The sequence below is a fragment of the Candidatus Poribacteria bacterium genome (assembly GCA_026702755.1).
Lineage (GTDB): Bacteria > Poribacteria > WGA-4E > WGA-4E > WGA-3G > WGA-3G.
This window is the reverse complement of record JAPPBX010000070.1, coordinates 1-24068: the sequence shown is the minus strand read 5'-3', so window position 1 is coordinate 24068 and position 24068 is coordinate 1. Positions and strand designations below refer to the sequence as shown.

Genomic DNA, 24068 nt, shown 5'->3' with positions numbered 1-24068 from the left:
AACCGCAGTCGCTACGAAGCCGAAGCCCCAACCTTTAGGTTGTGGGTGCTATCACCGGATTTGAAATCTTCTTGGAGTTGGATAAAAAGAAGTTGAGCAGAAGTGGAAGTTTTGTAGAACACTTTGGAAGGAGGTTTTCAGTGATGCAAACGTATCCATTGTCACAACTCACCGAGGAAACGCTCAACGCACTTGTGAGCCTGTACGAACGCCCAGATGTGTCCGACAAATGGGATGAAATGACATCAATACTAGACCCAGAAGAAATCAGACTACTTAACTATCTCAAATCTCTCTTGCATGGACGCCAACTCGTACTCATGAACGAAGCCACACTCTGGGCGCGTGCTATCTATCCGTTGTTGGTCCTGGCAGAACAAGGGCATATTCAAGCATGGGCAGGCGTGCCACTCAAAGCTACTTACTCCGCGTTTGAATTGGAGGGGGAAGCCGATGGCGCACTCGCCCCATCTGTTGGGGGGAGAATCCAACCTCCTTATCTTGTTGTGCATGAGGCAAAACGCGGTATCAATGCACCGAATCCGCAATTTCAACTCTATGGCGAGATGCTCGCTGCTGCATGGCTCAATTGGAAAGGGAACTCCAATCCGGAGCAAGAAATTTTCGGGTGCTATACCGTTAATGACGCTTGGGCATTTGTACGCGGGGTAGTCGGCGAGATTGAGACCGAGAAACCGACACTCAACATCGAATTCGGTCCTGTCTACAACGGTGTTCTCGAAGCGGAACGTATCGTGCAGATTCTGAAGTCTATTGTCGCGAGGCACGCAAACATTAGCACTTAACAGGAGGCATTACCATGGCAACTTTTGGAACAGGTGATTATCAATATGAAGTCGTAGAAGGATGGGGTATGATTCCGCAACTCGGACTCGTTTCCGGCGTAGCGTGCGACTCAAATGACAGGGTCTATGTCTACAACCGTAGCCCACAACCCGCTATGCTCGTTTTCGAGGCTGATGGCACATTCGTTACTGAATGGGGAAAGGATATCTTCCAAAAACCGCACGGCATCTGGATAAGTCCCGACGATGAAATCTATACCACTGATACCATAGATCATACCGTCAGAAAATTTTCGCTCGACGGGGAGCTGTTGGAGACATTTGGGACTGTCAATCAACCAGGCGCACCGGGGGGACCCTTTAATGAACCGACGCGTGCTGTCCTCTCAACCTCTGGGGAGATGTACGTCTCTGATGGTTACGGACAATCACGGGTACACCGAATGACGGCTGATGGTGAAGTCATCGTTTCGTGGGGCGCGCCGGGGACAGGACCTGGTGAATTTAACCTTCCACATGATGTCACCGTGGATCACAACGATCGCGTTTATATTCTCGACCGCGGTAACCTTCGCTGTCAGATTTTTAATAACGACGGTGAATACTTGACCGAATGGACAGACCTCCGTTCTCCGAACGATCTCTTTATTGACAGTGATAATGTTATCCATATCGCCGAGGGGGGACAACGCATCAGTATCATGACGCTTGACGGAGAGGTCATCGGACGCTGGGGCGAAAAGGGAGACGCTCCCGGACAATTCAGCGATTCTCCACACGGTATCTGGATCGACTCAAACGGGAACATCTATGTGAGTGAAGTCATTGCGGATAGGCGTTTCCAGAAATTCGCGAGGGTTTAATCGGTTTTGAAGAAACGTTATTACTATTTTAGCAGCGCAGCTTGCAAGCGCATATTGCAAGCCAGTATTATTTTTATCGGTATTGTCGGATGCGCGTTGGTGTTTGCTGACGAAGGGCATGAACATTCAGGCGATCGGATAAAGGAACTCATAAACCGACCACTTACGCTTCAACTGGCGATTGTTGCCCTTGTGGTTTCATTCGTGCTTGGCGGTTTGCACGCGCTAACACCTGGACACGGAAAAGCCATCGTCGCCGCTTACCTCGTCGGGTCTAAAGGCAGGGTAATTGACGCAGTTTTCCTTGGGCTTGTCGTTACTTTTACACACACCTTCAGCGTTATAGCACTCGGAATTGTCATGCTGGTGGCACAGGGGTTTGCACCGGAGGATATAGTGCCGTGGTTAAGTCTGTTCTCTGGGGTCTTGATTGTTGGTATTGGCGCGTGGCTGCTTACCAGAAACATGAAGCAGTACTACAGTGGTGGTGCACAGAGCCATGCACATGGACATCATCACCCACATCCGCATGATCATTCGCACGACCATTCACATGACCATGATCACCCGCACACAGATGACCACGATCACGGGCACGACGATGCACATAGACATGACGACGACCACGATCACGACCATCCGCACGCAGACGACCACGATCATGGACACGACGACCATTCACATGACCATTCGCATGATGATGACCCTGGACATTCACACGACCACGCCCTTACACACAGTCATGGGGGGCGGACACATAGCCATGCGCCGCCAGAACGTACCGGTTTTTGGGGGTTGCTATCGCTTGGTATCTCCGGTGGTATTGTACCGTGTGTCGATGCACTCATCGGACTCTTGTTCGCTATTAGTCTTGGCAAACTTGTGTGGGGTCTAATTATCCTATGTGCTTTCTCATTAGGACTTGCTGCGGTGTTAGTTGCTATCGGTATCCTGATGGTGATGGCAAAACCGGTAATCGAGCGTTTCACGGGTGAAGGTGTCTGGTTACAACGCCTACCGATTATCAGTGCCGCTGTCGTCATCCTACTCGGGGCAATATTAGTCTTCAAAGCATTCAACACTGTCGGTCTTCATATTTGAAAAATGGGAGGTAATCTATGCCCAACACAGTCGGAATTTTAAGCCCTGGTGATATGGGGCACACTGTCGGGAACGTCCTTCGTGAAAACGGTTTGCGCGTTATAACTTGTCTGCACGGAAGAAGTCAACGCACCCGTGAACTCGCTGAGAAGGCAGGTATTGTGGATGTGCCGACATATCCCCAACTCGTTACCGAAGCCGACCTTATCCTCTCAATTATGGTGCCTGCACAGGCGATGTCCGCTGCGTCCGCAGTCGCGGAGGCACTGCAACAGACGGATACAACGCTGACATACACCGACTGCAACGCCATTGCACCGCAGACGGTGCGCAAATTAGGAGACGTTATTACTGCAGCAGGCGGAACGTTCGTCGATGCCTCTATCATCGGTCCACCGCCGCGCACACCGGGGGCGACGCGCTTCTACGCATCGGGACCGAACCTCGACACGTTTTCGGAACTCAACAATTACGGATTAGATGTCCGCACGCTCGGAGACGAGATAGGGCTCGCCTCTGCGATTAAGATGTGCTACGCCTCGCTAACAAAAGGACTAACAGCACTCTGTACCGAATTGCTCATGGCTGCATCCGTTTTGGGTGTTTCAGATGCACTCACTGCGGAATTTCAGTTGAGTCAATCGGCACTTTTTGAGCGGATGGAGAGGGGATTGCCGAGCATGCCACCGAAAGCGAGACGCTGGATCGGTGAGATGGAGGAGATTTCGGCAACCTTCGCGTATGTCGGATTGACTCCGAACATCTTGACAGGCGCGGCGGATATGTATCGCTTCATCGGGGACACGCATCTCGCGGATCTCCCACCGGAGGCACGTGACGAATTCCCGACTTTAGCTGAACTGATTGAAATCTTGGCGGAAAACCTGAAATCGGAGTAGAGAATGGTATTTATCTTGTAGGATAACGCTATAGGCAGTGCCTTTCGGTTTTAGTCCGTGGATTTATCCCGTACCGCTTCCGCCACGAGTCTCTCCAAATCTGCCCCTCTCGCATTATGCGAGATGAGTCTGCCCTCTCGGTCAATGAGCAACGGTGCTGGAATCGAACGAATGTTATACTGGCGCGAAATTGGACTGTCCCACCCTTTTCCACTAACAATCTGCCGCCAAGGAATGTTGTTCGCTTTAATATAATCCCGAACTTCGTATTTATGATGATCAAGACTGATCCCGATGACCTCAAATCCCGCATTCTTATAGGTATTGTAAACCTTTTTGATATTTGGAATTTCGTCAATACACGGCGAGCACCATACTGCCCAAAAATCGAGCAAAACGACTTTTCCGCGGTAATCGCGAAGTGAGATCGGTTTACCATCAAAGTCAGTCGCAGAAAAATCAGGAACAGATTTCCCTATCAACGCTAACACTGGATCAAACTTGATGTGATACGCTTTCGCTATCTCTACATTGCCGAGTTTTTCATGAACTTGGGCAAGTTTCTGGAAGATGTATCGGTTGTTCGATCCCTGCTTTTCCAATCCCTCATAGATCTGAAGCGCATCCCGATGCCGACCCACCATCTCAAGCATATCACCGAGGGTGAAGTTGTCTTTAATGTGTTCGGAGTCCATGATTGACTTGAAATTGTTGACCAGAACATCGACTTTTTGTTTCTGTTCGGTTTGGATGTAGAGTCGAACGAGTGCAGGATACAACTCGAAGATCCGTTTATCATCTGGAGCGTCCTGCAGTTTGACTTCAAGCGTGGCAATTGCTTTCTCAAAACCTCCATACATCGCTTCTGGTTCGTATATTGCCCAGGCAGCGGTTGACCGATAAATATTAGCAGAGAGACTTAAGTTTAAACACGTAAAATCTTCATTGGCGTGATGCCCACAACGGACTATCGGTATGACATCACCATAAATATAGTGCTTCTCGGCTGTCAATTCCTGAAAGCCAGAATCGAACTGTGCATAGTCGTAACTTACGGGCAATTTCGGGTCAGTCCTACGGTAATAACTTGGTTTGCCTCCGTTTTCATCTGCCGGACAGAGAAGATTGTTTTCATCCACCAAGTATTTACCATGCAGATCCGAAAGCCACAGCGGAAGTTCCCCATGTTCTTTTCGGTAGGTTTGAAGTGCTTTGCCAATCGCAACTAAATTTTCCGTGCAAAGCTCTATATTTTTCTCGTTTTGTTTCGTAGGAAAGTCTTCATTCGACCTTTCTGTGGGTGTATCTGCATAAGCAGAAGTTAATAGAATACTTAGCACTATTGCTACTGTCAAGACTGCTTTCATTTGTGTCTCCTTCCCTCTGTTTCCAGAGCATTTGTCAAACAATAATATTTCCGTTATTTTCCATCGTATAAGTTGAAAAATAGTGGACTGTCCACACTAAAATTACGGTTTTTCGGTTGGGTTGAACGAAGAGTAATCTCTGGCTTTCCGAGTCTTGGTATAGTATCTAATCAACTCATCAATATAAGTAGTTTTATAGGTTTCCCACGCCTCTGTTGATGAGACCTCCTGAATTTCGGTTTCCCAGAGATACGGATTATCTTCCAAAAATGCCAACTGATACCGGTGTCCCATAACAAAAAAATAATCCGCGAGGTTTTCTATAATGATATTTCTCTCCAAAAGGCGTTGAAGCCATGTATTTCGGGGATATCGTGCATCTATCTCTGTAAGCGTGAATTGACTGGAGATGCCTTCCTTTGAAAGCAATTCCTGCCACGCGTGTAACCCCGCCACTTCGTCCGGATTGATTTCAGCGATACTTTCCCTCGAAAATACAGTTACTATGGTGTCTGAGTGCTTGAGGTTGTAAATTTCATCGAATACGTTCATCAACTCCGGTATTGTTTGAGGACCCACGTATTCTTTCGATCTGTATGAGATGCCACTATTGAATTCCGTCCGGACTAATGCCATCTGTGAGGGATCCCATTTATCACCCACGTGCATCCATGCCATTGACTTTCCAATTGTTATTTGATCTGTTACTTGCCCCGCTTGCCTTTGAAAAAAAACGGGGTCTTGTTCTACAGTGGCATGCAAAGCAGTAGCAGCCCGCCCAACCTGATTTCGCACATCCGGCTTTGACGGAAAATCAAGGACAATAGATGCGTCAATAATCTCGACTGTCATCTCGGATGTCGCATCAAAACTGTAAGGCTGCTGAAAACGCGCTGCGTATTGGTTGCTAATGCCAAGCCCTATCACAGTGAGAATAGCCATTGAGGTGGCGGTTGCCCACGGGACAACCGGTGTTTTTCCACCAGTAGGCGGTAGAGGCTTGATACGCGGAATTTCACGCATGATGTTCTCGGTTAAATTGGGAGACAATTGAAAACTGCCGAGTACCTCTCGAATCATAGGTTCATACTGCTTTAAGCGTTCCCGTGCACGGTGAACACGCGTCGCGACGGTATTGACGGATACGCCTAAAAACTCACTTATCTCCGCGTATGTCATTTCACCGAAGTAGTAGAGTGTCAGTACGGTGCGATCGCTTTCCTTCAACTTTGCTAATAAGTTTTTAACCAGTTCGCGTTTAGTTTCCATTGCGTTTTCTGCCTGCTCTGCAGCGACGTGTCTGGAATATGAAGTGCTCTCTACCACTGTTATATCCGTCTCCTCCAATTGTTCTGTCTGGATCCGTTTCTTTCGGAGCCACGCGAGGCAGCGGCGGTTGGCGATGACATAAAGCCATCCCGGAAACTGATTCGGATCTTTCAGCGTCGCCAATTTCCGATAGACTTGTAGAAACGCCTCCTGCGTAATATCTTCAGCGATATGGAAATCCCCAATTTTCCGCCATGCCAGCGCGTGAACTCGCTTCTGATACTTCCTAACCAAGTCCGCAAAAGCAGCATCATCGCCTTCAAGGGTCCGTCGAATCAGTTCAACATTGTCGTTTCTCATCAAATGCCTCAAAAAAGAAAGTGCCTTATTTGGTATATAGTGACGCGACTTGACAATAAAAACTTACACAATTCCGCGAAAGAATGGTATTTTTGTGGAAAAATATCGGTCAGGAGGATGGAAAATATCGGTCAGAAGGCTGCCTAAAGTAGACGTTATTTTCATCTGGCTTTACGAAACGTTTTTGCTGACTGCTGACAACTGAATGCCTCTGTCAAACATACCATTGCGCTTGTGCTCTGAAAAACTGCGCATAGAGTCTATTATTTGCCAATAAGGTTTCATGGTCCCCGTCTTCAACAATTGTGCCGTTATCAAGGACAAGGATGCGATCACAGGTGCGGACTGAAGATAAACGATGTGAAATTATAAGTGATGTGCGTCCGCTACTTCGTTGAATAAATCGTTCATAGATCGCTTGTTCGGCTAAAGGGTCCAGTGCGGCAGTCGGTTCATCAAGGACAACCAACCATGGCGTTTCCCGCATGAAACCCCTTGCTGTCGCGATGCGTTGCCATTCGCCACCGGAGAGGTCACGTCCTCCAAAAGTCGGTCCTAACACAGTTTCATAGCCTGCGCTAAGTCCATCAATGACTGAAGCCGCCCCACCAGCTGTTGATGCCGCTTCCATACGTTCAGGATGTTCTAAGTCACCAAAGATGATATTCTCGCGTGCGCTCAGGTCGTAGCACGCGAAATCCTGAAACACTGCACTGCAATGCGTCAACCACTCCCGCCGATTTTCTGTGTTTAAAGGTATGTCACCCACACGAATTGCGCCTGTTTGTGGTTTGTATAGCCCAAGAAGTAGACGTGCCAGTGTGGATTTTCCTGCCCCGTTGGGTCCAACGAGTGCGACCCGCTCCCCTTTATTCAATGTTAGGTTCACCTGACGAAGCACCGGTTCTTGCGCATTTGGATAAAAGAACGAAACATTTTCTACTTGTAGATGTGAAGGTTCTTGTGAGGCTGTCAGATTGGGTGCTTTCTGAGATGTTGAAGGTTCTTTACCCACTGTTTTAGTGTCACGATCCAAAAACGAGTATAAATCTCCTGACAAACGGCGCATCTCGTCCGCTATTAATAGAAAATACTCAGCGACTCCGTTCCAGATGCCATCTAAGTTAACGATAGCGACGGCAGCGGCGATATAGGTGCCGACTGTCAACCCACCACGAGAGACCTCCAGCAATAAAAGAATAAGCGAACAAGCGTACAACAAGGCGCGTGAGATACCAATTGCAAGATGCGCCCAAAACTTACGCCGTTCAATTGTCTGTTGTTCTTGTATAAGCTCTTTCCATAACTTCCGCCAACGTTCTATCCATGAGTCTTGTGCTTGGTATAACCGCACTTCCTTACCTGCACCGCGATCCGTCAGAATACCTTCTAACGCATCTCGTTCCCGCTGCTGTGGTGTCTGTTGGACATCAAGACTGTAAGCATCAACAGCGAAGCGTGAGCCACTCCACCAAGACGCTATACCGGTTACCATCGGAAGCAATGCTAACAACGGATGGAGACCCCACAGCACGATACCAAGCGCGGTGACGCTGATTAATTGTTGAATGCTGTCAACGATCCACCAAACAATCTCTTCAAGTTCATCACCGGACATGGTGCGAGCGCGCGCTAACGCGTTTTGGAATTCTGGGGTCTGAAACTCGACTAACTCTATTGTATTAGATTTCCGTGCGATACCCTCACTAATCCAAATTTCGATGTTTTCTCTGACATTGAGGCGTAACGGTTCTCGTAACTGGTCTGCCAGCGTACTATAGATTTGTAGACCAAGTAGACCGAGCAACCACGGGACAACCTGCTGCCACCAATCGGCATCGCCTATAGCAGCTGTGATTGCATTGACTAAACGTTCCGTCACGAAAAACTCGCCAGCAGGCAGAACGCCGAGGGATAGTGTGAGAAACATCATACCCGAAAGCGAGAGCGCGCCACTCCGCCAGACAATCGCAAAAGTACGGAAGTATGCGATGATACTTTCTTTGGCAGCCAATCCCCATGCCTTCCATTTTCCATTAGCGTTTTGCATTTTTTAATTGTTCCTTGCGGTTCGGTCAAGACAGACAGTTTCCATTCTTGTGAGCAATCCCTATTGGTACCAGTGTGCTTGTGCTTGAAAGAATCTGGCATAGAGACCATCTTGGGCAAGTAATGCCTCATGCGTGCCGTCTTCAACAATACGTCCCTCATCTAATACCAAAATACGGTCAGCAAGACGCGCCGATCCGATGCGATGTGAAATCAAGAATGTCATTCGTCCAGCAGCAAGTTCAACGAAACGTTGGTAAAGTTCGACTTCGGCTTGTGGGTCTAAGGCAGCAGTCGGCTCGTCAAGCACAAGGACTTGAGGATTCCTCACTAAGGCTCGCGCAAGTGCGACTTTTTGCCATTCTCCGCCAGAGAGTTCCGCTCCTTCACCTTCTTCGCCGAGTGAAGGGTCGAGGAAGGTATCCAAGCCGCGCGGAAGCGTCTGAAAACGCTCCTCAATACCAACCGCATTGATGACACGCCAGAGCGCGTCGTCATCAATATGAAGGTTTGGTGGACCTGGCACCAATTCCTCACGCACAGGTCTACGAAAACGCGCGAAGTCTTGGAAAACGGCGGCACAGTTAAGTGCCATCTGTTCCGGGGCAATCGCGGATATATCTTTATCATCATATCGAATGGTGCCATCATCGGGTTGGTATAATCCGAGCAGTAGTTTGATAAGTGTTGATTTGCCTGCGCCGTTAACCCCTACAATGCTAATTATCTCGCCGGGATGCACATGAAAGTTTATGTCTTGTAACACGTCGTTATCCGCACCGGGATATTGGAAACGTAGATTGCGAACCTCCATTCCTTGCTGTAGCGGCTGTGGGAATGTCTCGGTTCCTGACTGTGTACGCGCTGTTTTTCCGCGTTCTAAGAGGAGGTGTAAATCACGAAGCAAAGGTACGTCTTCAAGTATGTCCTGTATTAGCCTGAGTAATCCCTCCAAATCTCCTTGGAAGAATGCAGCGGTGCCGGTAAGAATCACATAATCCCCAAGCGTGAGGTTGCCGTCTACAATACGCGCAGCGAGAATTCCAATCGCTACTGCATAAGCAATCATTTCAGCGATAGTTGTACCGATAGAGGCTCTCGCTTCCGTCCATATCTTTGCCAGCGATTCTTCCTTCCATTTTTCGTGGTTCGTTCGCCAGCGTCCGAAAAGGTGATTGAAAAGACCATAGAGGCGCACTTCCTGTCCAGAGGAAGTGCCGAGCAATAAACTCAGCATATAATCCATCATACGCCGGACAGGTGTCGCTGCGTAATCGTGGCTGTACCTATTTTCTGCTGCTCTAATTTTAAGCCAAGCAGACGGAAGTGCGGGTAACACGACTACGAGTACCAACAGTGGATCCGCTACCCATAGGAGGACCCCGTACCCCACTAATGTCACACAGAGTTGCCCAATTTCCGTTATAAATCGCAGCAGGTTGGTGAGCCGATGCCCGAGTGCTTGTCGCGCTCGTTGTATCAAATCATACGTCTGCGGTTGATCAAAAACTGCAAAGTCGATATGCGTTGTCGCCTCAAGTAAGGCTCCCTGTTGGTGGAGACCAATGAGGTTTTTCATCTTCCATTGCAGATATCCATCACAGGTGCCTGCTATATTTCTGAGCATTGCCAAAAGCACGAGTGCTATCACCCACGGTGCTGCGGTTTCTAAATTCAAATCCGCTTCCTGATCGAGAAAAGCAGCGATGAGATTCACCAGTTCCCTGCTTGCCCAAAGAATCCCTATCGGGATACCCCCGTGTGCGAGTGTTAGCAGTGCTTGAGCGATTGCTCCAAATCGGCTGGCGTGCCAAGCGACAAGGAAAAAACGACGCAGTGTCTTTAGGGCAGAAGGACGAGGTTCTGTGTTCGGAGCGTTAGAATTTTCCGAAACCATTTTTCTCTCCAACAAAAAGAGTCTACGGCGTTTAATCCGAAGACCTTAAAAAAAATCAATTAAAGTTTCAAAACGGACGGATCATGATCTGCAAAAGAGCTGGCACCAGATAAATTTTTCAGGATTCATCCAGTGCCAGTTTCATAGGAGGTTTTATTGTTCTGGGTTCTGCACTTCAGGTTCTGGACGTGTAACGATCCATTCTTGGAAAGCTGCCATGTCCCCAAAAAATGATCGCATGAGCGCGAATTCACCGGGGGCAGCAATCGCGCACCGCAGAAGTCCTTCCTGTTCCCCGTGTGTTTCTAAGCGGTTACGCCAGGCTTCTTGAAACACTTTGCTGTCCTCTGTCATGAATATAGAAGACATACCGATTTGTACGATTTTGGTGTGCCAGCCGGATACTTCTTCATCGCTCTCCATCAAGGGTGCTATCAAATGCGGCTGCTGGAGTTCATTAAGTTCTTTCATATTGTCCCGTGGGTCTTCAACTGTGGTGCCCCACTCTCGAACAACGAAGTAGTAATTCTCCCAAATTTTTAGTTCTTCTTCCGTCATATCTACCCCGATAGTGGCTTTGATTCTGGAGAGTGCGGTAGCTTTGATATTTTCTGTCGGCATCGCGTTGACGTACGCCGGAAAGTCTTCGTAATCCCCTCCTTCTTGTGCTTTCAGATAGGCGAGATAAGGATCACTTGACAGAATGCTTTCTGTATCGCTTGGTGTTTCTACTACGGAGGTGTCCCCTGCAACTTCAAGAAGTTGGGACAAGAGTTCCTCCTGTTCCTCGGTCAACGGTTCACGGGCAGTCTCTCTTAATGCGCGCCTATGTTGGGCATGTTTCTCAGCCATCTCCTCCATCTCGTTAAATATTTTTCCGAACCATGGAACGACAAACACAGCACCACCAACGAGAAGCAGAACACCTATACCGATAAGAATCAAAAAAATCGGTTTTTTCATTTGGCATCTCCTTTTTGTTAAATTATTGTAACCACATGATAGCATCTTTTAAGGTGGATTACAATCTTTATAAACAAGTGATGCTCCCTGACTTAAAATTCATATATGATCCCAAAAGTAAAATTAAATGGAAACCGAATTGGACTCTTATATTCTGCTGATTCCAGGTCCAAGGGGAATTCTTCTTCATTCGCAAACTCCGCCTCGTTGATTCCCTCAACAAGTCTGTTAGCAAAGTTAAATCTTGTCTTATTCGAGCTACTGTAAACATTCCAGATTTCGGTAAAAGTTGTCACGGGAAGTCCCCACAAAGTCCTTTTGCGACTAAAACGGAGATCTAAGCGGTGATACGCCTGAAACTCAGTTGGAACAATTGCGCCTGCGACATCAGAGAGAAGGGGATGCATGCCCAATGTCACAGGATCTTGAATGTTCAGGAGTGTGTGTAGCGGAACTGCAGAAGTACCACTGGAATATTGCCACTTTGCCCCGATCTCCGTTTTCGTTGTCGGGTTATAGTTGGCAACAATACTGACAATGTGTGTATTATCGAAGAGGAACGGTTTGTAGACATCGTCCGGGGTCTCACGCCGTTCAGCGTGGGTATAAGCATAAGATACCCATCCAAAAAACTTTTCGCCAACACGGTGCCGCAGGAATACCTCTGCTCCATTCACAAAGCCTCTCCCTTGATTGAGATATGCCGTTGTAAATGCTGCGTTTGGGTTATCAAAAAAGGCATCAAGATCAACGGATCTCGTGACCAATTCTCGCAAGTCTTTGTAATAAACCGCTAATTTGAGTTCCGTTTGTGGTGATAACTCGTGTTCTAGCTCCACCACATAGTGTTCAGTCAGACTCGGTTTTAGGTCTCGATTTCCATCTGCCTTTAGTACTTGATACGCGAATGGACTCTGTTCGTATCTACCGTAGGCAAACCTGAGCGTAGAAGTCGTTGGCAGCGTGAGACTCAGACTGCCACGCGGCTGAATCGAGCGTTCCTCTGTCAAATTGAGATAATCAAACCGAACACCGAGTGCTACAGACAGAAACGATAAGGGGTCATAACGCGCTTGCAAATACCCCTCAGCACGCTGAAACGTGTAATTAAAATCGTCAATTTTCTGCGTCCATAAAGGTTCCTCGTCGCTTTCAAAATCTATGTTTTCTGGAGAAGAGGTGTGTGCGTGGCTTTTGGCTGGACTATAGGCGAGAAGGAATCCCGGCTCGAATTGAAACTTCGGTGTTAATTTGTAAGACACATCTTCGCGAAGGGTATACGTTGGGGCGTTCACCTGGACATTGTAGATAAATCTTTCGTTGGCAGGTCTATCATTTTCGCTTGATCCGCCACCCAAATTAATATTGAGAAAATTGTGGGAACGCGTAAGGGATAGGTGAGATGTGAGTTTATCAGTGAAATCAGAGCGGAGGTGGATGCCTTCCGCTTCAAATCCATTTTTGAAATAGAAGGAGAAATCAACGGCTTCTTCAGTCTCTTCTGACCCAAAGTTAGAGAAATCAAAATGATCTGTTGCGCCTAAGCCGTTGAGCGTCAGGTGGTGCTTTGGTGTAAGTTCGTAGGCAAATTTCAGTTGATAATCTGACCAAGTTGGAAATGTGAAATCAAAGAAGGGACCTAAAATAAGATTAAGGGCATTGAATCGTCCAGCAAAGGAGGCGTAGCCTTTATCTCCAATTTTGGCTTCAACGAAACCAGAAGGGGAGGCAATGTTCATATCTATTACGCCTGCCCACTGTTTTTTCAAGCGTTCACGCGAACGGATATCAATAACCGATTGTGAATCTAACCCGAATTCGGCACCGTACCCGCCAGCGTAAACCCGGATGTCCTCAATACTATTTGAATTAATCGTTGAAAATAATCCGCCATAGTGGAACGGATAGCCGAGCGGGGTTCTATCGAGATAAAGAAGTGTATCTCCCGGGGCACTCCCGCGGATATAGAGAATGCCAAAGAGATCGTTAGGAATACCAATGCTCGGCAAGGTCGTGAGACCCTTGAGCGCGTCATGTCCGGTCCCAGGAATCCGTATCAGCTCGCTGCCTCGAATTTCTTTGCGACTAATTGTTGGTGGTAGACGTCGCCCTTCCACAACAACTGTTTCGAGACGGACCGCTGCGCCGAGATATATTTTTACCTGTGTGGTGTCGTCTGCTGTCACCGCTATTTTTGCGGTTGTTGGTGTTTTGTGTGTCGCATGTGTGATTGACAGGGTATACGTCCCAGGCGCGATTCCTATAAACTGGAAATTCCCAGACGTATCTGTTTTCGCGGAGATGTCAATTTCGACAAAACGCACCTCTGCCTCAGCAAGCGGTTTGCCTGTCGTCGGGCTATAGACGTGTCCATCAATGTCTCCACTATCGGTGGTATTGATAAATGGCACCTCCCCACCAGGATAAAATCGTCCACGAAGCACCTCACCGGTGCGAATCTCAATCGGAATTTCTGTGGGCGTACTATGCGTCCGGTCGGAAATGGAGAGTGTGTATTTTCCGATAGGGATTTCTATAGGCGTACTATGTATCCGGTCGGAAATGGAGAGTGTGTATTTTCCGATAGGGATTTCAGTAAAGCGAAACGTTCCGTCTTCACTGGTTTTTTCAGATTGATCGGTCTCAACAATACGCACCTCTGCGCCAACCAATGGTGTGTCGGTATCGGGTTGAAAAACTGTGCCTTCTATATCACCTGTGCGGGGGAAAAATCGCTGCCAGAAGCTGCTTTCGGTTTTTGGACTATTGTCCGTTTCAGCGAAAACAGAGAACGGCAGCATGAGCATTACAAACAAAACTGAATGTAAGCAAAATTTCATACAGATTTTTGCCTCTCGTTTGGAATGTGGATTATAGACTTTAACGCTGAAGTAAACGTGAGTTTGAAAAAAATGAGATGTTGGGTTTCGCTTAGACTTACAACCTGCAACTTAGGTTATAATTGAGATAATTTTAAAAAAAATCATCTCAATTATTAAATTAAAAGACTATATCTAACTAATATCATACAATATTTTTAGGGAAAAGCAAAGAAAATTCTGTGCTGTGTGCAATTTTTAGGGGATCTCCGTTCAACCTAAGAGAAACCCCCAATCAAAACACCTACGGGAACTCCGATTTTATTTTCAAACTCACGTTGAATTAAAAATTCTCGTTGACAAGAAATAGGATTTTTCAACGGAACGCAAAACAGCCAAACCTATGAGGGACCTTCAATTCCCACAGTAATTTGGCTGTAATTGCGAAACGGTGCTTTATTTGAACTTGTGTCCTAAGCCATATTACATCAGAGTAAGTTGGCTTGGCAGCATAAAATATTCAATTTTTTCCCTCACTGATAAAACAGGTTCATTCATCTGTTTTTTCTTTGTTCTCTTCAGATGCCTCTTCTGTTTTCAGAGGTGCCTGGATCCATTTTTCAAATGCTGCAGTGTCCTCAAAAAACGAACGGACGAGAGCGAATTCAGTTGGCGTTGCAATCGCGCACCGCAGTAGCCCCTCCGACGAACCGTGTTTCTCCAAACGCTCGCGCCACGCGTCATGAAAAACTTCAGTGTCCGTCTGTGCTGTAAGAGTGGAAACCATAGACATCTGCGTCAATTCTGATATATGGGAAAACAATTCCTCTGCTGAGTAAATTCCCATCAACGGCTCCATTAAGTTTTTGGTTTGAAATGCGACAAGTGCATTGGTTTTACCAAGAATGTCTGGCTCTTTCACGAGCAGTGAGCGGAGTTTGAAGTAGTAATCTGTGCAAATTGAGAGTGCTTTCGCCTTCGTATTTGGCGGTAACGCTTCTTTCAAAGAAAACAGCACTTTGGTTTTTCGCTTCGGTGTTGGCATCACCGCAACGTAGTCTAAGAAATCTTTATACGTTTTCCCAGTTTCTGATTTCAGATAGGCTAAGTAGGGTTCACTGGATAAGATGTCATCTAACGCACCGGTATTTTTAGACAGTTGACGCAGCAGTTTTTGCTGTGCTTCAGTCAAAGGTTTTTTGACTAATTCCTCCAGTGCCTTTTTACGCTTCTCGTGATCCGCCATTACATCTTCCATTCCCTTCATCATTTCACCTACCAGTTCATTTCCTGCCTCCGTTTCGGGTTCGATTTCTTCGGCACCCTCAGCAGCGTTGTGAATGTAGAGGGAGAGAAGTAGAAACAGTAAGAAAAGAATCCTGAATTTTACAACGTTTTGCTTCACGGTTGAACCTCCGGTGGTAAGGGTTGCGGGGACAGTTGACGAATGTCCGGTTTCGATGGTGCTGATTCTGTCGATTGTTCAGAGAGCCATGTTTCTATTTCAGCAGGCGAGTCAAAACGCTCCAAAAGATAGTTTGCGGCTTCTGTGTCGGTTTCAAGCAGCTGCAGCAAGCCTTCATCTGTTCCGTGCTGAGATAGGATTTCCTTGATAGAATTTATTCTCGCCGCGGACATTGGCATGGGTAAATCTATTTTAGGTTCCTCTGCTACGACCGTCGTACTTCCGCTTGGATCGACAGGTTGAGATTCAATCGTTTCTGTCGTGTCTGTCGCGGTTTGGGGTGTTGGTGTTGACACTGCTGCTGAATCTTGGGGATTGATTTCTGTAAGCATCTGTGTGAATGCAGACAGGTCTTCCGGGATATCGTACTGGATGTTCTCTAACTCGCCTCCTACAAGGATTTGTTGTGTCATCCAGTCCATCTGTTGACCTATCTCACCTTTAAAGTTGGCAAGTGCCCAAAATTGGAAATCTTGTTCCCGAGCGAGATTCATCGTAACAGCCGACATTACTTCTTGAAAGTTGCCAGGTGTCGCTGCAACTATTTCGTGGATTCGCTGTGCCATTTCCACTTCATAATCCTCAGGTTCACCTTCAGGAAAATGTCTTCGGAAAGCCTCTTGTGAAATTTTCGCGAAATCAATCTTGGGACCGTTTTCACCCATAAAAATGTTCATGTATTCTTGGATATTGAAATCAGGAAATTCACCTTCCTCTAAACCTTCCATTTTTTCCTCCATGTACTTCATAGCTGCATCCATTCGGGCTGCGAACTCTGGACCCATAGCCTCCTTAATACGTTCAGGGTCTTTTGAACGCAGTGCTTCTTTAAGTTTGTCCATATCTATGTCTGACCCAAATGTTTCGGAGAGTTCCGCTTCGAGTTTCTCCACATCTGCGTCTGACCCAAATACTTGGGAGAACGCATCAGTTTCGGTAAGGGGGTTCGCCCCACTGTTTTCGGGCATATCGGTTGGCTTGACGTCTTCTTGAACCGATTCCATTTTGATAGGTGTCTCGGTTTGCGGACGTGGTACGTGTAAAAACGCTACGCCAATAAGAGAAACAAAGCACAGTGCTATAATAATCGGAAACAGACGATTTTTCATGAGAGACCTCCTGCCTTTTTTTCTAAAACATCAATTGTTTTCGTTTTCAAGTGAGATGTGGAACATCCCGCGTTGTTTAGTGGCTACATAAAGCCTATTACCATTAATAGTGGCAGAGATAATACTGTCTGGGACCTCTGGCGATATTTTTTCCCATTCGCCACGCTTATCCAATAGGTGCGCGCCACCACTGCCGACACCATAAACCGTTGTGCCAGCCGCAGTCATTCGGTCTATGACAGTGTTTACACCTGTTCTGTCAGTAATCACGCCCCAGTGTTCACCGTCTGCTGATGTCAGAACCCCTGCGTTTGTTGCGACGTACACCGTTGAACCCGCAAACACTATTTCGTTGATATGCTTGAAGCGAAGCGGTAGGTTTGGAGTCAGGTCTTTCCACGTATTGCCGCCATCAAATGATCGAAATAGATGACCATCACGTTTTCCGACGTAGACGGTTTCATCCGAAACAGCGAGTTTGAAGTTTTCCATACTGTCTCCCAGACTTTCAATATCCTTTGGGAGCCCCGCCATATCTATCAGTCCAGTATTGAACCATTCAGATTCACCGCGTTTCCATCGAAAAAGCCTACGCTTATATTCCACGTAGAACGTCTCGCCGCTGACTGCGAATCCAGTCGGATATTTCTCCAGATGTTGCATCGGATCTGTCTGCTGAATTATATCAGTGAAGTCATCTGCTTTTTCAGCGTCACCAGAAGTGTTATCTGCTATATTTTCTTTAGGGGCTTTCTGCGATACTGCCTTTAATTTCTCTATGGAGAGATCGCCTCGGAAAGGCGGAACCCCTTGGATAGGTACGAAGAGGCTACCGTTCGCAGAAAGATGGAAAATGAGCAGTTCATTTTCTCCTTTTGCTGCAATACCGTAGAATATATCGTCAGAAATAGCTGACTTAGAAGAAACCAAAAAATCGTTAGGAACGACTTCTTTTTCTGATTTTAGTGTAGGTTCTCCAGAATCAAGGCGAAGTGCTTTCCAAGATTCCCCGCCATCAGTGGACCTGGTAATAGACGTGTTAGTATTGGTATAGAGGGCATTCTTGAACGCAACCAAGTTATATATTCTGGTGCCCACCATCCCCTTCATAAATGGATGCCACGATCCACCGCCATCGGTTGAACGGGTGGGACCGAAGAACCCAGATTTGAAAAGTGTATTTTCGTCTGACACCACAGCAGGAGATATACTCGGCATCATGGCATTCATCATTGAATTTGGGTCAAGCGTATCAGTACCGAGTTCAGTCCATGTGTTTCCACCATCCATTGAGCGGAATGTGCCCATCAATCCCAGTGCTAAGACAGTTTCTCCGGCCGCTAAAACTTTAATACCTGGCGACATTTTCATTATAAGCAGATTACCCGTTGGGGTTATCTCAGTCCATGAGTTTCCCAAATCTGTTGAATGGAAAAGTTCCCATGCCTGCGAATTGTTGCCAGACATAAGTTGCTTCGTGTACGCAGCTCTACCTTCAGCGGTCATAAGTTGATAAAAATCGGGACCTGTCCCGACATAGAGGTTGTTTCCAGAGACTGCCAAGGAGTGGATAGCGTTGGTGGTATCCACCGGCATTTTTTCCCACGTGCCTGCGTGTAAGCGGTAAAGCCCTTGGGTTGTACCAACAAATACCGTGTTTTCAACAGCGGCAATTGCGAGGATGATTCTGCCTTCTACTTTATCTACTAACGGGGTCCACTGTTTATCGGTATCCGTAGATCGGAAAACCTGATCATCAAGGGCAAGGTAGCGTCCATCATCCGTTATAACGAGTCCAACAGCATGTCCTTTCGGACGCTTGCCGAGCGACTTCCAGTTCTCCCCTCTGTCCGTTAAAGCAATCACTTCGTTGCTGGAGACGAGATAGAGCGTATCCCCTCGCTCTGCCATCGGCGCGTTCCCCGTAATCGGTACGGAGGCATTGATGAGTGCCCATGTAGAAGCGTCTGGTGTCAATTTATAGATACCAATGGAGGAAGCAGCGTATATGTCGCCTGCAGCACTTACCTGTAAACCTAACACAGAAGCCTCTGCCGGACCACTTGCTTGTATCCACTGCTGCTGTGTTGACGGGGGTGTCTCCTTTTCTACCCGTCCTGCACCGAGTACAACAGGTTCCGAAAGTTGCGGACCCGTACTGCCGCGCTCGCCGGTGTTCTCGAAACGTCCGGATTGATTCCGTAGATCCGGTTTTGCCTGTGAGTCAAGGACGATAGGTGCATCAATAATGTCAACGGTGATTTCCGACTGGGCGTTCAGATTGTAGGGTTTCTGAAAGCGAGCAAGGTATTGGGATCCCACGCCCATTATGAGAAAGATAACAATGGCGGTTGCCGAGGTGATTGCCCACGGCACTAACGGTCTGCCGCTCGTAGGACTTACCGGCTTTATATCGGCGACTTGCCTAATGATATTTTCAGTGAAATTTGTAGGGAGATGTACGCTGCCAAGCGTTTCTTGGATCATGTTTTCTTGCTCTTTTAGACGATTCCGTGCGCGTTGGAGGCGACTCTTGACTGTGTTTGGTGATACACCCAAAAATTCACCGATCGCTTTAGATGTCATTTCTCCGAGATAGTGGAGTGTTACCACCGTGCGTTCGCTCTCCGGCAGTTTTTCTAAAAGGTTTCTAACGCGTCTGCGGCGATGTTCAACAGATGCTTCCTCGCGCTGCTCATCTTCATATTGACGATAAGATGATCCGTCTATCTCCTCCGCACTCGTGGTTTCCAAGGATTCTATTGGCGGTTTCTGCTTTCGATGCCAATCAATACAAATCCGATCAGCAATCACATAGAGCCAGCCAGCGAACTGGTTCGGATTCTTCAACGTTGCGAGTTTCTGGTATGCCTTGAGGAAGGTGTCCTGCGTGAGTTCTTCGGCAATGTGGAAATCGCCAATCTTCCGCCACGCGAGCGCGTGGACACTCTTCTGGTACTTTTTTACCAGCGTCGTAAAAGCATTTTCGTTGCCTGTCAAGAATTGATTGACCAGTTGTGCATCTTCGTTTTTCATCAGTTTACTCCCATAAGATACGGATGTGTGGTTTTAAAACGCGACCATCGGACTGCCTTCACTAATTAATGACGTAATTTAAAATGCGGAAAGTTGCATAATGGAAAAAAGTTGAAAAAATTATATCATAACTTCACTAAAATGTTTCTTTTGATCTGGTGAAAAGGAGAATTTACCGATTGTTGTGGCGAATATTGCTATATTTTTTACATCGGATTTTTCAGCAGAACGCGAAAAAGCCAAACCTATGAGGGACCTTCAATTCCCACAATAGTTTGGCTGTAATTGCGAAACAGAAAATCGTTATAGTGTTTATTGTATTGTTGCTTCTTATTGATGAAATTCTCCAGCCATCCATCTCAACAACACTTGTGGGTCCGTAAAATCTTTGAGAATATATCCGATTAACACGGGGTCCTCAAGCGCGATCCAAATAAGCGCGTCACGTTCGCCGTGTTTATTGAGAAGTTCCTGAGCGAGTGCAGCATCCGCCTGCTCAGTTTTTTGGACGTAAAAACCAAGTTCCACGGTAAAGAAAATGATTTCCTCCTCATTTAAAGCATTGCCCTCGCCGTCTACAAAATGCTTAAGCCCTATATTTATTGCAGGGCCATTCAGCAACCTCACCACTTCGTCTTGAAAAATATCAGGATCTTCGCCATGGTATTCACGCGTCAGAACATGTCTATAGTGTTCTGCGAAAAGATGTGCATTCGCGGCATCTTCTGCGTCAGGTTTCTCAAGATGCTGCTTTAAAAATGGCAGGTATCGCGACAGATGAGATGCTGCGATTTTCCAGAACGCATGATAAGTTTGATATTGAGCTTCTATCGGATGGTTATGTCTGAGGAAGTCCAAATAAGTTTTGGACGTGACAAGCCGTCGGAGAGTTTTGAAGTCCTCATCTAAAATGTCGCCAGGGTTTTCACGTTTGAGTTGTTCAAACGTCTCCTTGATCGTTGGTAGTCGTGCGATTGGCTCAATACTATCCTCCGTGTCAATGTCCTCTTTTTCGGGTTTGAGAGTGCTTGGATCGGGACTTGATTGACACGCAAAAAATAGCGAGCCCGCTAAAAAGAGACAGATCTGCAGTCGGTTAAAAAAACACTCACACTTAAAGAATCGCATGTCCGTTATATCCTCAGAAGGTTAGGGTAATTCTGCAACATGTCGCTGTGGTTTTAGCGTCATCTCAATCTGCTTTCGACCTGTGCTCCAATTAAGTATGAGTTCGGCTTTATACGTTAGCGAAGAATCAATGGGATTCTCCAAATCTGCGGGTTCTGTCTTGCTAAATGTAAGGTATAGCGTCACAATGTTGTCGATTTGTTCCCATTGATGTTCGTAATCTTCGTGATTAATGACGACTTCAATGATTTTTAAATCCATCGGGGGTTGTGAGAAAACCACCTCTATTTTAGCCTCCCAGCTCTGGTCGCTGAGTTCGTAGATCTCTCCCTCCTTCACCTTGGCAATTCGGGCGGCTTCTGTTGGATCAATGTACCTGTCCGCATTGCACCCAAACAAACAGCCAAGAAGTGCAATAAATATCAAAGGTTTTCTAAGCAGATGATTTTTCATTTATATGTTTCCTTAATCTGTTAAGGAAATGGTGCTCGCGTGTTTGCCAGCGTTCAGGATTTAAGGTTGCTGTGTTCGGTTCAGCTGCCTACCATTCTTTTTCAACAGAGACATAAAACATCCCACGTTGTTCAGTCGCAATATAAAGTCTATCGCCTTTAACCACGAAAGAGATGACGTTATCTGGCACTTCTGGCGAAATCTTTTCCCATCCCTCACGATTATTCAATCGATAGACCCCTTCGTCACCAGCACCGTAAACTGTTGTGGTATCCACAGCGATTTGATCGATGAGGGTGTGCGTTCCTGCCGTATCGGTGATTGCGTCCCAACGTTTACCATCCTCCGAGGTCAAGACACCCGCGTCTGTAGCAACGTATACTGTTGAACCCGCAAAGATTATATCATTGAAACGCTCAAAACGCAGTGGTAGGTTTGACGTTAAATCGTTCCATGTAACCCCATTGTCAAACGATTGAAAGAGGTGTCCATCGCGTTTTCCAACGTAGACGATTTCATCGGAAACAGCAAGATTGAAACCTTTTATAACATCATCACCGTCACTGGGGGATTCGCCTGTATCTATGAGCCCGGTCCTAAACCATTCCGATTCACCGCGTTTCCACCGAAGAAGCTCCCGCTTGTATTCTACATAGAAAGTCTTGCCATTGACCGCAAATGCACCGGGAAATTTTTCGAGGGAATCCATTACATCTGCCCATGCCTTTAGATCTGTTATAGAAAACTTTTTGCCAAGAGCTGGTGTCCCTTGGATAGGAACTAACACATTACCATTCCTGGAGAGACGGCAGAGATGAAATGTATTCTCTGTGGCTGAACCAGATGCGATGCCATAAAGGACACCGTCAGCAATTGCTAATTTTGGAAAAATCAGTGGGGAAGTAAAACTGTTTTCCTCTATCGGTTTTAGTGTGAGTTCGCCTGAAGCCAACCGAATATGTTTCCACGATTCACCGCCATCGCTGGATTTAGAGATACCCTTGGTGGTACTTGTGTAAAGTTCATTTTTGAACCCCACTAAGTTGAATACTGCAATACCTGCTATTCCATCCATAAATGAGTGCCACGATTCGCCACCGTCAATTGAGCGTGTAAGTCCAGAGACTCCGGCTTTGAGGAATGTATTTTCGTTCACTGCTACCGCAGGGGTCCAACTAAGGATCGTCATTGAATCCTTACCCAATTCTGTCCACGTTTTTCCACCGTCGCTTGAGTGGAAACTTACCATTCCTAATACCAGAATACCCTTTTCAGCTGCCAAGACTTTAACGCCCGACGAGATTTTCATCATGTGCGAATTGCTTGTCGGCGTTATATCGGTCCACGAATCGCCCAAATCGGTTGAGTGGAAGACCTCCCATGTCCTTACATCCGAATTGATGTTGCTCATAACGTTCTCTAAATACGTCTGTCTTCCTTCAGGATTTCCCAACTGAGAGAGGTCGCGTCCCGTTCCAATATAGAGATTATTTCCAGAAACCGACAAAGAGTGGATGGCTTTCGTGGTATCTATCGACAATTTCTCCGATATCCCTGAATGCAAACGATAGAGACCTTGATTTGTCCCGACAAACACTGTGTTTTCAATAGCAGCGACTGAAAGTACCTCACCATCTACTACTTCACTGTTAAGTGGTTTCCACTGCTGATCCGTATCTGTAGATCGGAAAATGCCTTTATCTCGAAACGCAAGGTACAATGCATCATCCGTTATCACGAGTCCAATAACGCGTCCCTGTGGACGCTCGCCAAGTTTTGTCCATGTCTCGCCTCTATCTTTTGACGCAAACACACTATCAGGAAAAACAAGATAGAGTGTATCGTTTCGTTCTGCCATCGGTATTCCGTGGTTGTCTGTGGTAACCTCTGGAGGGAGCGGACTCACGAGCGTCCAGGCAGTGGCATCTGGTGCTAATCTGTAGATACCGATTTTAGAAGTCGCATAGACATCCCCCCATGAACTTACTAATACGCCCGATACTGAACCCGCTTTTTCAGGACCGCTTGCTTGTATCCACTGCTGTTTTGTTGACGGACGCGTCTCCTTTTCTATCTGTGCAGCGGCAAGCAGCACGGGTTCGGAGACTTGGGGACCGGCACTGCTGCTTTTACCGGTGGTATCAAAACGTCCGGATTGGTTCCGTAAATCCGGCTTTGCTTGTGTATCAAGGACAATCGGCGCATCAATGATTTCAACGGTGGTTTCCGACTGCGCGTTCAGGTTATAGGGCTTCTGAAAGCGGGCGAGGTATTGCGAACCCACACCCATCATGAGAAAAATAAAAACGGCTGTTGCAGTAGAGAGTGCCACCGGCACTAAAGGCCTACTGCTCACAGGAGTTGCTGGCTTTATATTAGCAGTTTGTCGCATAATATTCTCGGTAAAGTTGGCAGGCAAGTGTACGCTGCCGAGTGTTTCTTGAATCATGTTTTCATGCTCCTTTAGACGATTCCGTGCGCGTT

At 46.8% G+C, this 24068-nt stretch carries 16 protein-coding genes; 4 read left to right on the top strand and 12 right to left on the bottom strand.

Going from position 1 to position 24068, the window contains the following annotated elements:
* Nucleotides 1-143: 143 nt before the first annotated feature.
* From OXH39_12795 to OXH39_12780, 4 genes are read left to right on the top strand one after another with little or no spacing between them, the layout of a single operon-like run.
* A complete protein-coding gene (locus OXH39_12795; GenBank protein MCY3551330.1) occupies nucleotides 144-806 on the top strand; it encodes a hypothetical protein in 663 nt (220 codons plus the stop codon).
* A gap of 14 nt (nucleotides 807-820) precedes the next feature.
* Nucleotides 821-1669 (top strand): peptidyl-alpha-hydroxyglycine alpha-amidating lyase family protein, encoded by an 849-nt coding sequence (locus OXH39_12790; GenBank protein MCY3551329.1) that lies wholly within the window; start codon nucleotides 821-823, stop codon nucleotides 1667-1669.
* Nucleotides 1670-1723: 54 nt separating this feature from the next.
* Complete coding sequence (locus OXH39_12785; protein ID MCY3551328.1) at nucleotides 1724-2770, top strand: hypothetical protein; 1047 nt, start codon at nucleotides 1724-1726, stop codon at nucleotides 2768-2770.
* 17 nt (nucleotides 2771-2787) lie between these two features.
* Nucleotides 2788-3669 carry a DUF1932 domain-containing protein gene (locus OXH39_12780; protein ID MCY3551327.1) on the top strand — a complete coding sequence of 294 codons (882 nt, stop codon included), beginning with the start codon at nucleotides 2788-2790 and terminating at the stop codon, nucleotides 3667-3669.
* 50 nt (nucleotides 3670-3719) lie between these two features.
* Here OXH39_12780 and OXH39_12775 read toward each other — a convergent pair whose 3' ends face one another.
* From OXH39_12775 to OXH39_12720, 12 genes are all read right to left on the bottom strand, one after another.
* The gene (locus OXH39_12775) at nucleotides 3720-5036 is read right to left on the bottom strand and encodes a redoxin domain-containing protein (protein MCY3551326.1); all 1317 of its coding nucleotides are present in this window, start codon (nucleotides 5034-5036) and stop codon (nucleotides 3720-3722) included.
* A 102-nt stretch (nucleotides 5037-5138) separates the two neighbouring features.
* Nucleotides 5139-6665 carry an RNA polymerase sigma factor gene (locus OXH39_12770; GenBank protein MCY3551325.1) on the bottom strand — a complete coding sequence of 509 codons (1527 nt, stop codon included), beginning with the start codon at nucleotides 6663-6665 and terminating at the stop codon, nucleotides 5139-5141.
* Between the two features lie 214 nt (nucleotides 6666-6879).
* Nucleotides 6880-8715, bottom strand: a complete 1836-nt coding sequence (locus OXH39_12765; GenBank protein MCY3551324.1) for an ABC transporter ATP-binding protein — start codon at nucleotides 8713-8715, stop codon at nucleotides 6880-6882.
* A 60-nt stretch (nucleotides 8716-8775) separates the two neighbouring features.
* Entirely contained in the window at nucleotides 8776-10611 is a 1836-nt protein-coding gene (locus OXH39_12760; GenBank protein MCY3551323.1) for an ABC transporter ATP-binding protein, read from the bottom strand.
* A 153-nt stretch (nucleotides 10612-10764) separates the two neighbouring features.
* On the bottom strand, nucleotides 10765-11574 hold the full coding sequence (locus OXH39_12755; GenBank protein MCY3551322.1) for a hypothetical protein: 810 nt from the start codon (nucleotides 11572-11574) through the stop codon (nucleotides 10765-10767).
* A gap of 92 nt (nucleotides 11575-11666) precedes the next feature.
* Entirely contained in the window at nucleotides 11667-14414 is a 2748-nt protein-coding gene (locus tag OXH39_12750; GenBank protein ID MCY3551321.1) for a carboxypeptidase regulatory-like domain-containing protein, read from the bottom strand.
* 529 nt (nucleotides 14415-14943) lie between these two features.
* Nucleotides 14944-15798, bottom strand: a complete 855-nt coding sequence (locus tag OXH39_12745) for a hypothetical protein (GenBank protein ID MCY3551320.1) — start codon at nucleotides 15796-15798, stop codon at nucleotides 14944-14946.
* The gene (locus OXH39_12740; GenBank protein MCY3551319.1) at nucleotides 15795-16967 is read right to left on the bottom strand and encodes a hypothetical protein; all 1173 of its coding nucleotides are present in this window, start codon (nucleotides 16965-16967) and stop codon (nucleotides 15795-15797) included. Before OXH39_12740 ends, OXH39_12745 begins: the two co-directional genes overlap by 4 nt.
* A 30-nt stretch (nucleotides 16968-16997) precedes the next feature.
* The gene (locus OXH39_12735; GenBank protein ID MCY3551318.1) at nucleotides 16998-20003 is read right to left on the bottom strand and encodes a sigma-70 family RNA polymerase sigma factor; all 3006 of its coding nucleotides are present in this window, start codon (nucleotides 20001-20003) and stop codon (nucleotides 16998-17000) included.
* Between the two features lie 330 nt (nucleotides 20004-20333).
* Nucleotides 20334-21131 carry a hypothetical protein gene (locus tag OXH39_12730; protein MCY3551317.1) on the bottom strand — a complete coding sequence of 266 codons (798 nt, stop codon included), beginning with the start codon at nucleotides 21129-21131 and terminating at the stop codon, nucleotides 20334-20336.
* A 21-nt stretch (nucleotides 21132-21152) separates the two neighbouring features.
* Nucleotides 21153-21584 (bottom strand): hypothetical protein, encoded by a 432-nt coding sequence (locus OXH39_12725; protein ID MCY3551316.1) that lies wholly within the window; start codon nucleotides 21582-21584, stop codon nucleotides 21153-21155.
* Nucleotides 21585-21672: 88 nt separating this feature from the next.
* Nucleotides 21673-24068, bottom strand: a 2396-nt coding sequence (locus OXH39_12720) for a hypothetical protein (protein ID MCY3551315.1), incomplete at its 5' end; no start/stop codon positions are given.

Bases quoted from the DNA above. Each gene is read 5' to 3' on its own strand.
- OXH39_12760 (MCY3551323.1), bottom strand. From the start codon at position 10,611: ATGGTTTCGGAAAATTCTAACGCTCCGAACACAGAACCTCGTCCTTCT.
- OXH39_12780 (MCY3551327.1), top strand. From the start codon at position 2,788: ATGCCCAACACAGTCGGAATTTTAAGCCCTGGTGATATGGGGCACACT.
- OXH39_12725 (MCY3551316.1), bottom strand. From the start codon at position 21,584: ATGAAAAATCATCTGCTTAGAAAACCTTTGATATTTATTGCACTTCTT.
- OXH39_12765 (MCY3551324.1), bottom strand. From the start codon at position 8,715: ATGCAAAACGCTAATGGAAAATGGAAGGCATGGGGATTGGCTGCCAAA.
- OXH39_12795 (MCY3551330.1), top strand. From the start codon at position 144: ATGCAAACGTATCCATTGTCACAACTCACCGAGGAAACGCTCAACGCA.
- OXH39_12730 (MCY3551317.1), bottom strand. From the start codon at position 21,131: ATGCGATTCTTTAAGTGTGAGTGTTTTTTTAACCGACTGCAGATCTGT.
- OXH39_12770 (MCY3551325.1), bottom strand. From the start codon at position 6,665: ATGAGAAACGACAATGTTGAACTGATTCGACGGACCCTTGAAGGCGAT.
- OXH39_12735 (MCY3551318.1), bottom strand. From the start codon at position 20,003: ATGAAAAACGAAGATGCACAACTGGTCAATCAATTCTTGACAGGCAAC.
- OXH39_12790 (MCY3551329.1), top strand. From the start codon at position 821: ATGGCAACTTTTGGAACAGGTGATTATCAATATGAAGTCGTAGAAGGA.
- OXH39_12750 (MCY3551321.1), bottom strand. From the start codon at position 14,414: ATGAAATTTTGCTTACATTCAGTTTTGTTTGTAATGCTCATGCTGCCG.
- OXH39_12740 (MCY3551319.1), bottom strand. From the start codon at position 16,967: ATGAAAAATCGTCTGTTTCCGATTATTATAGCACTGTGCTTTGTTTCT.
- OXH39_12755 (MCY3551322.1), bottom strand. From the start codon at position 11,574: ATGAAAAAACCGATTTTTTTGATTCTTATCGGTATAGGTGTTCTGCTT.
- OXH39_12775 (MCY3551326.1), bottom strand. From the start codon at position 5,036: ATGAAAGCAGTCTTGACAGTAGCAATAGTGCTAAGTATTCTATTAACT.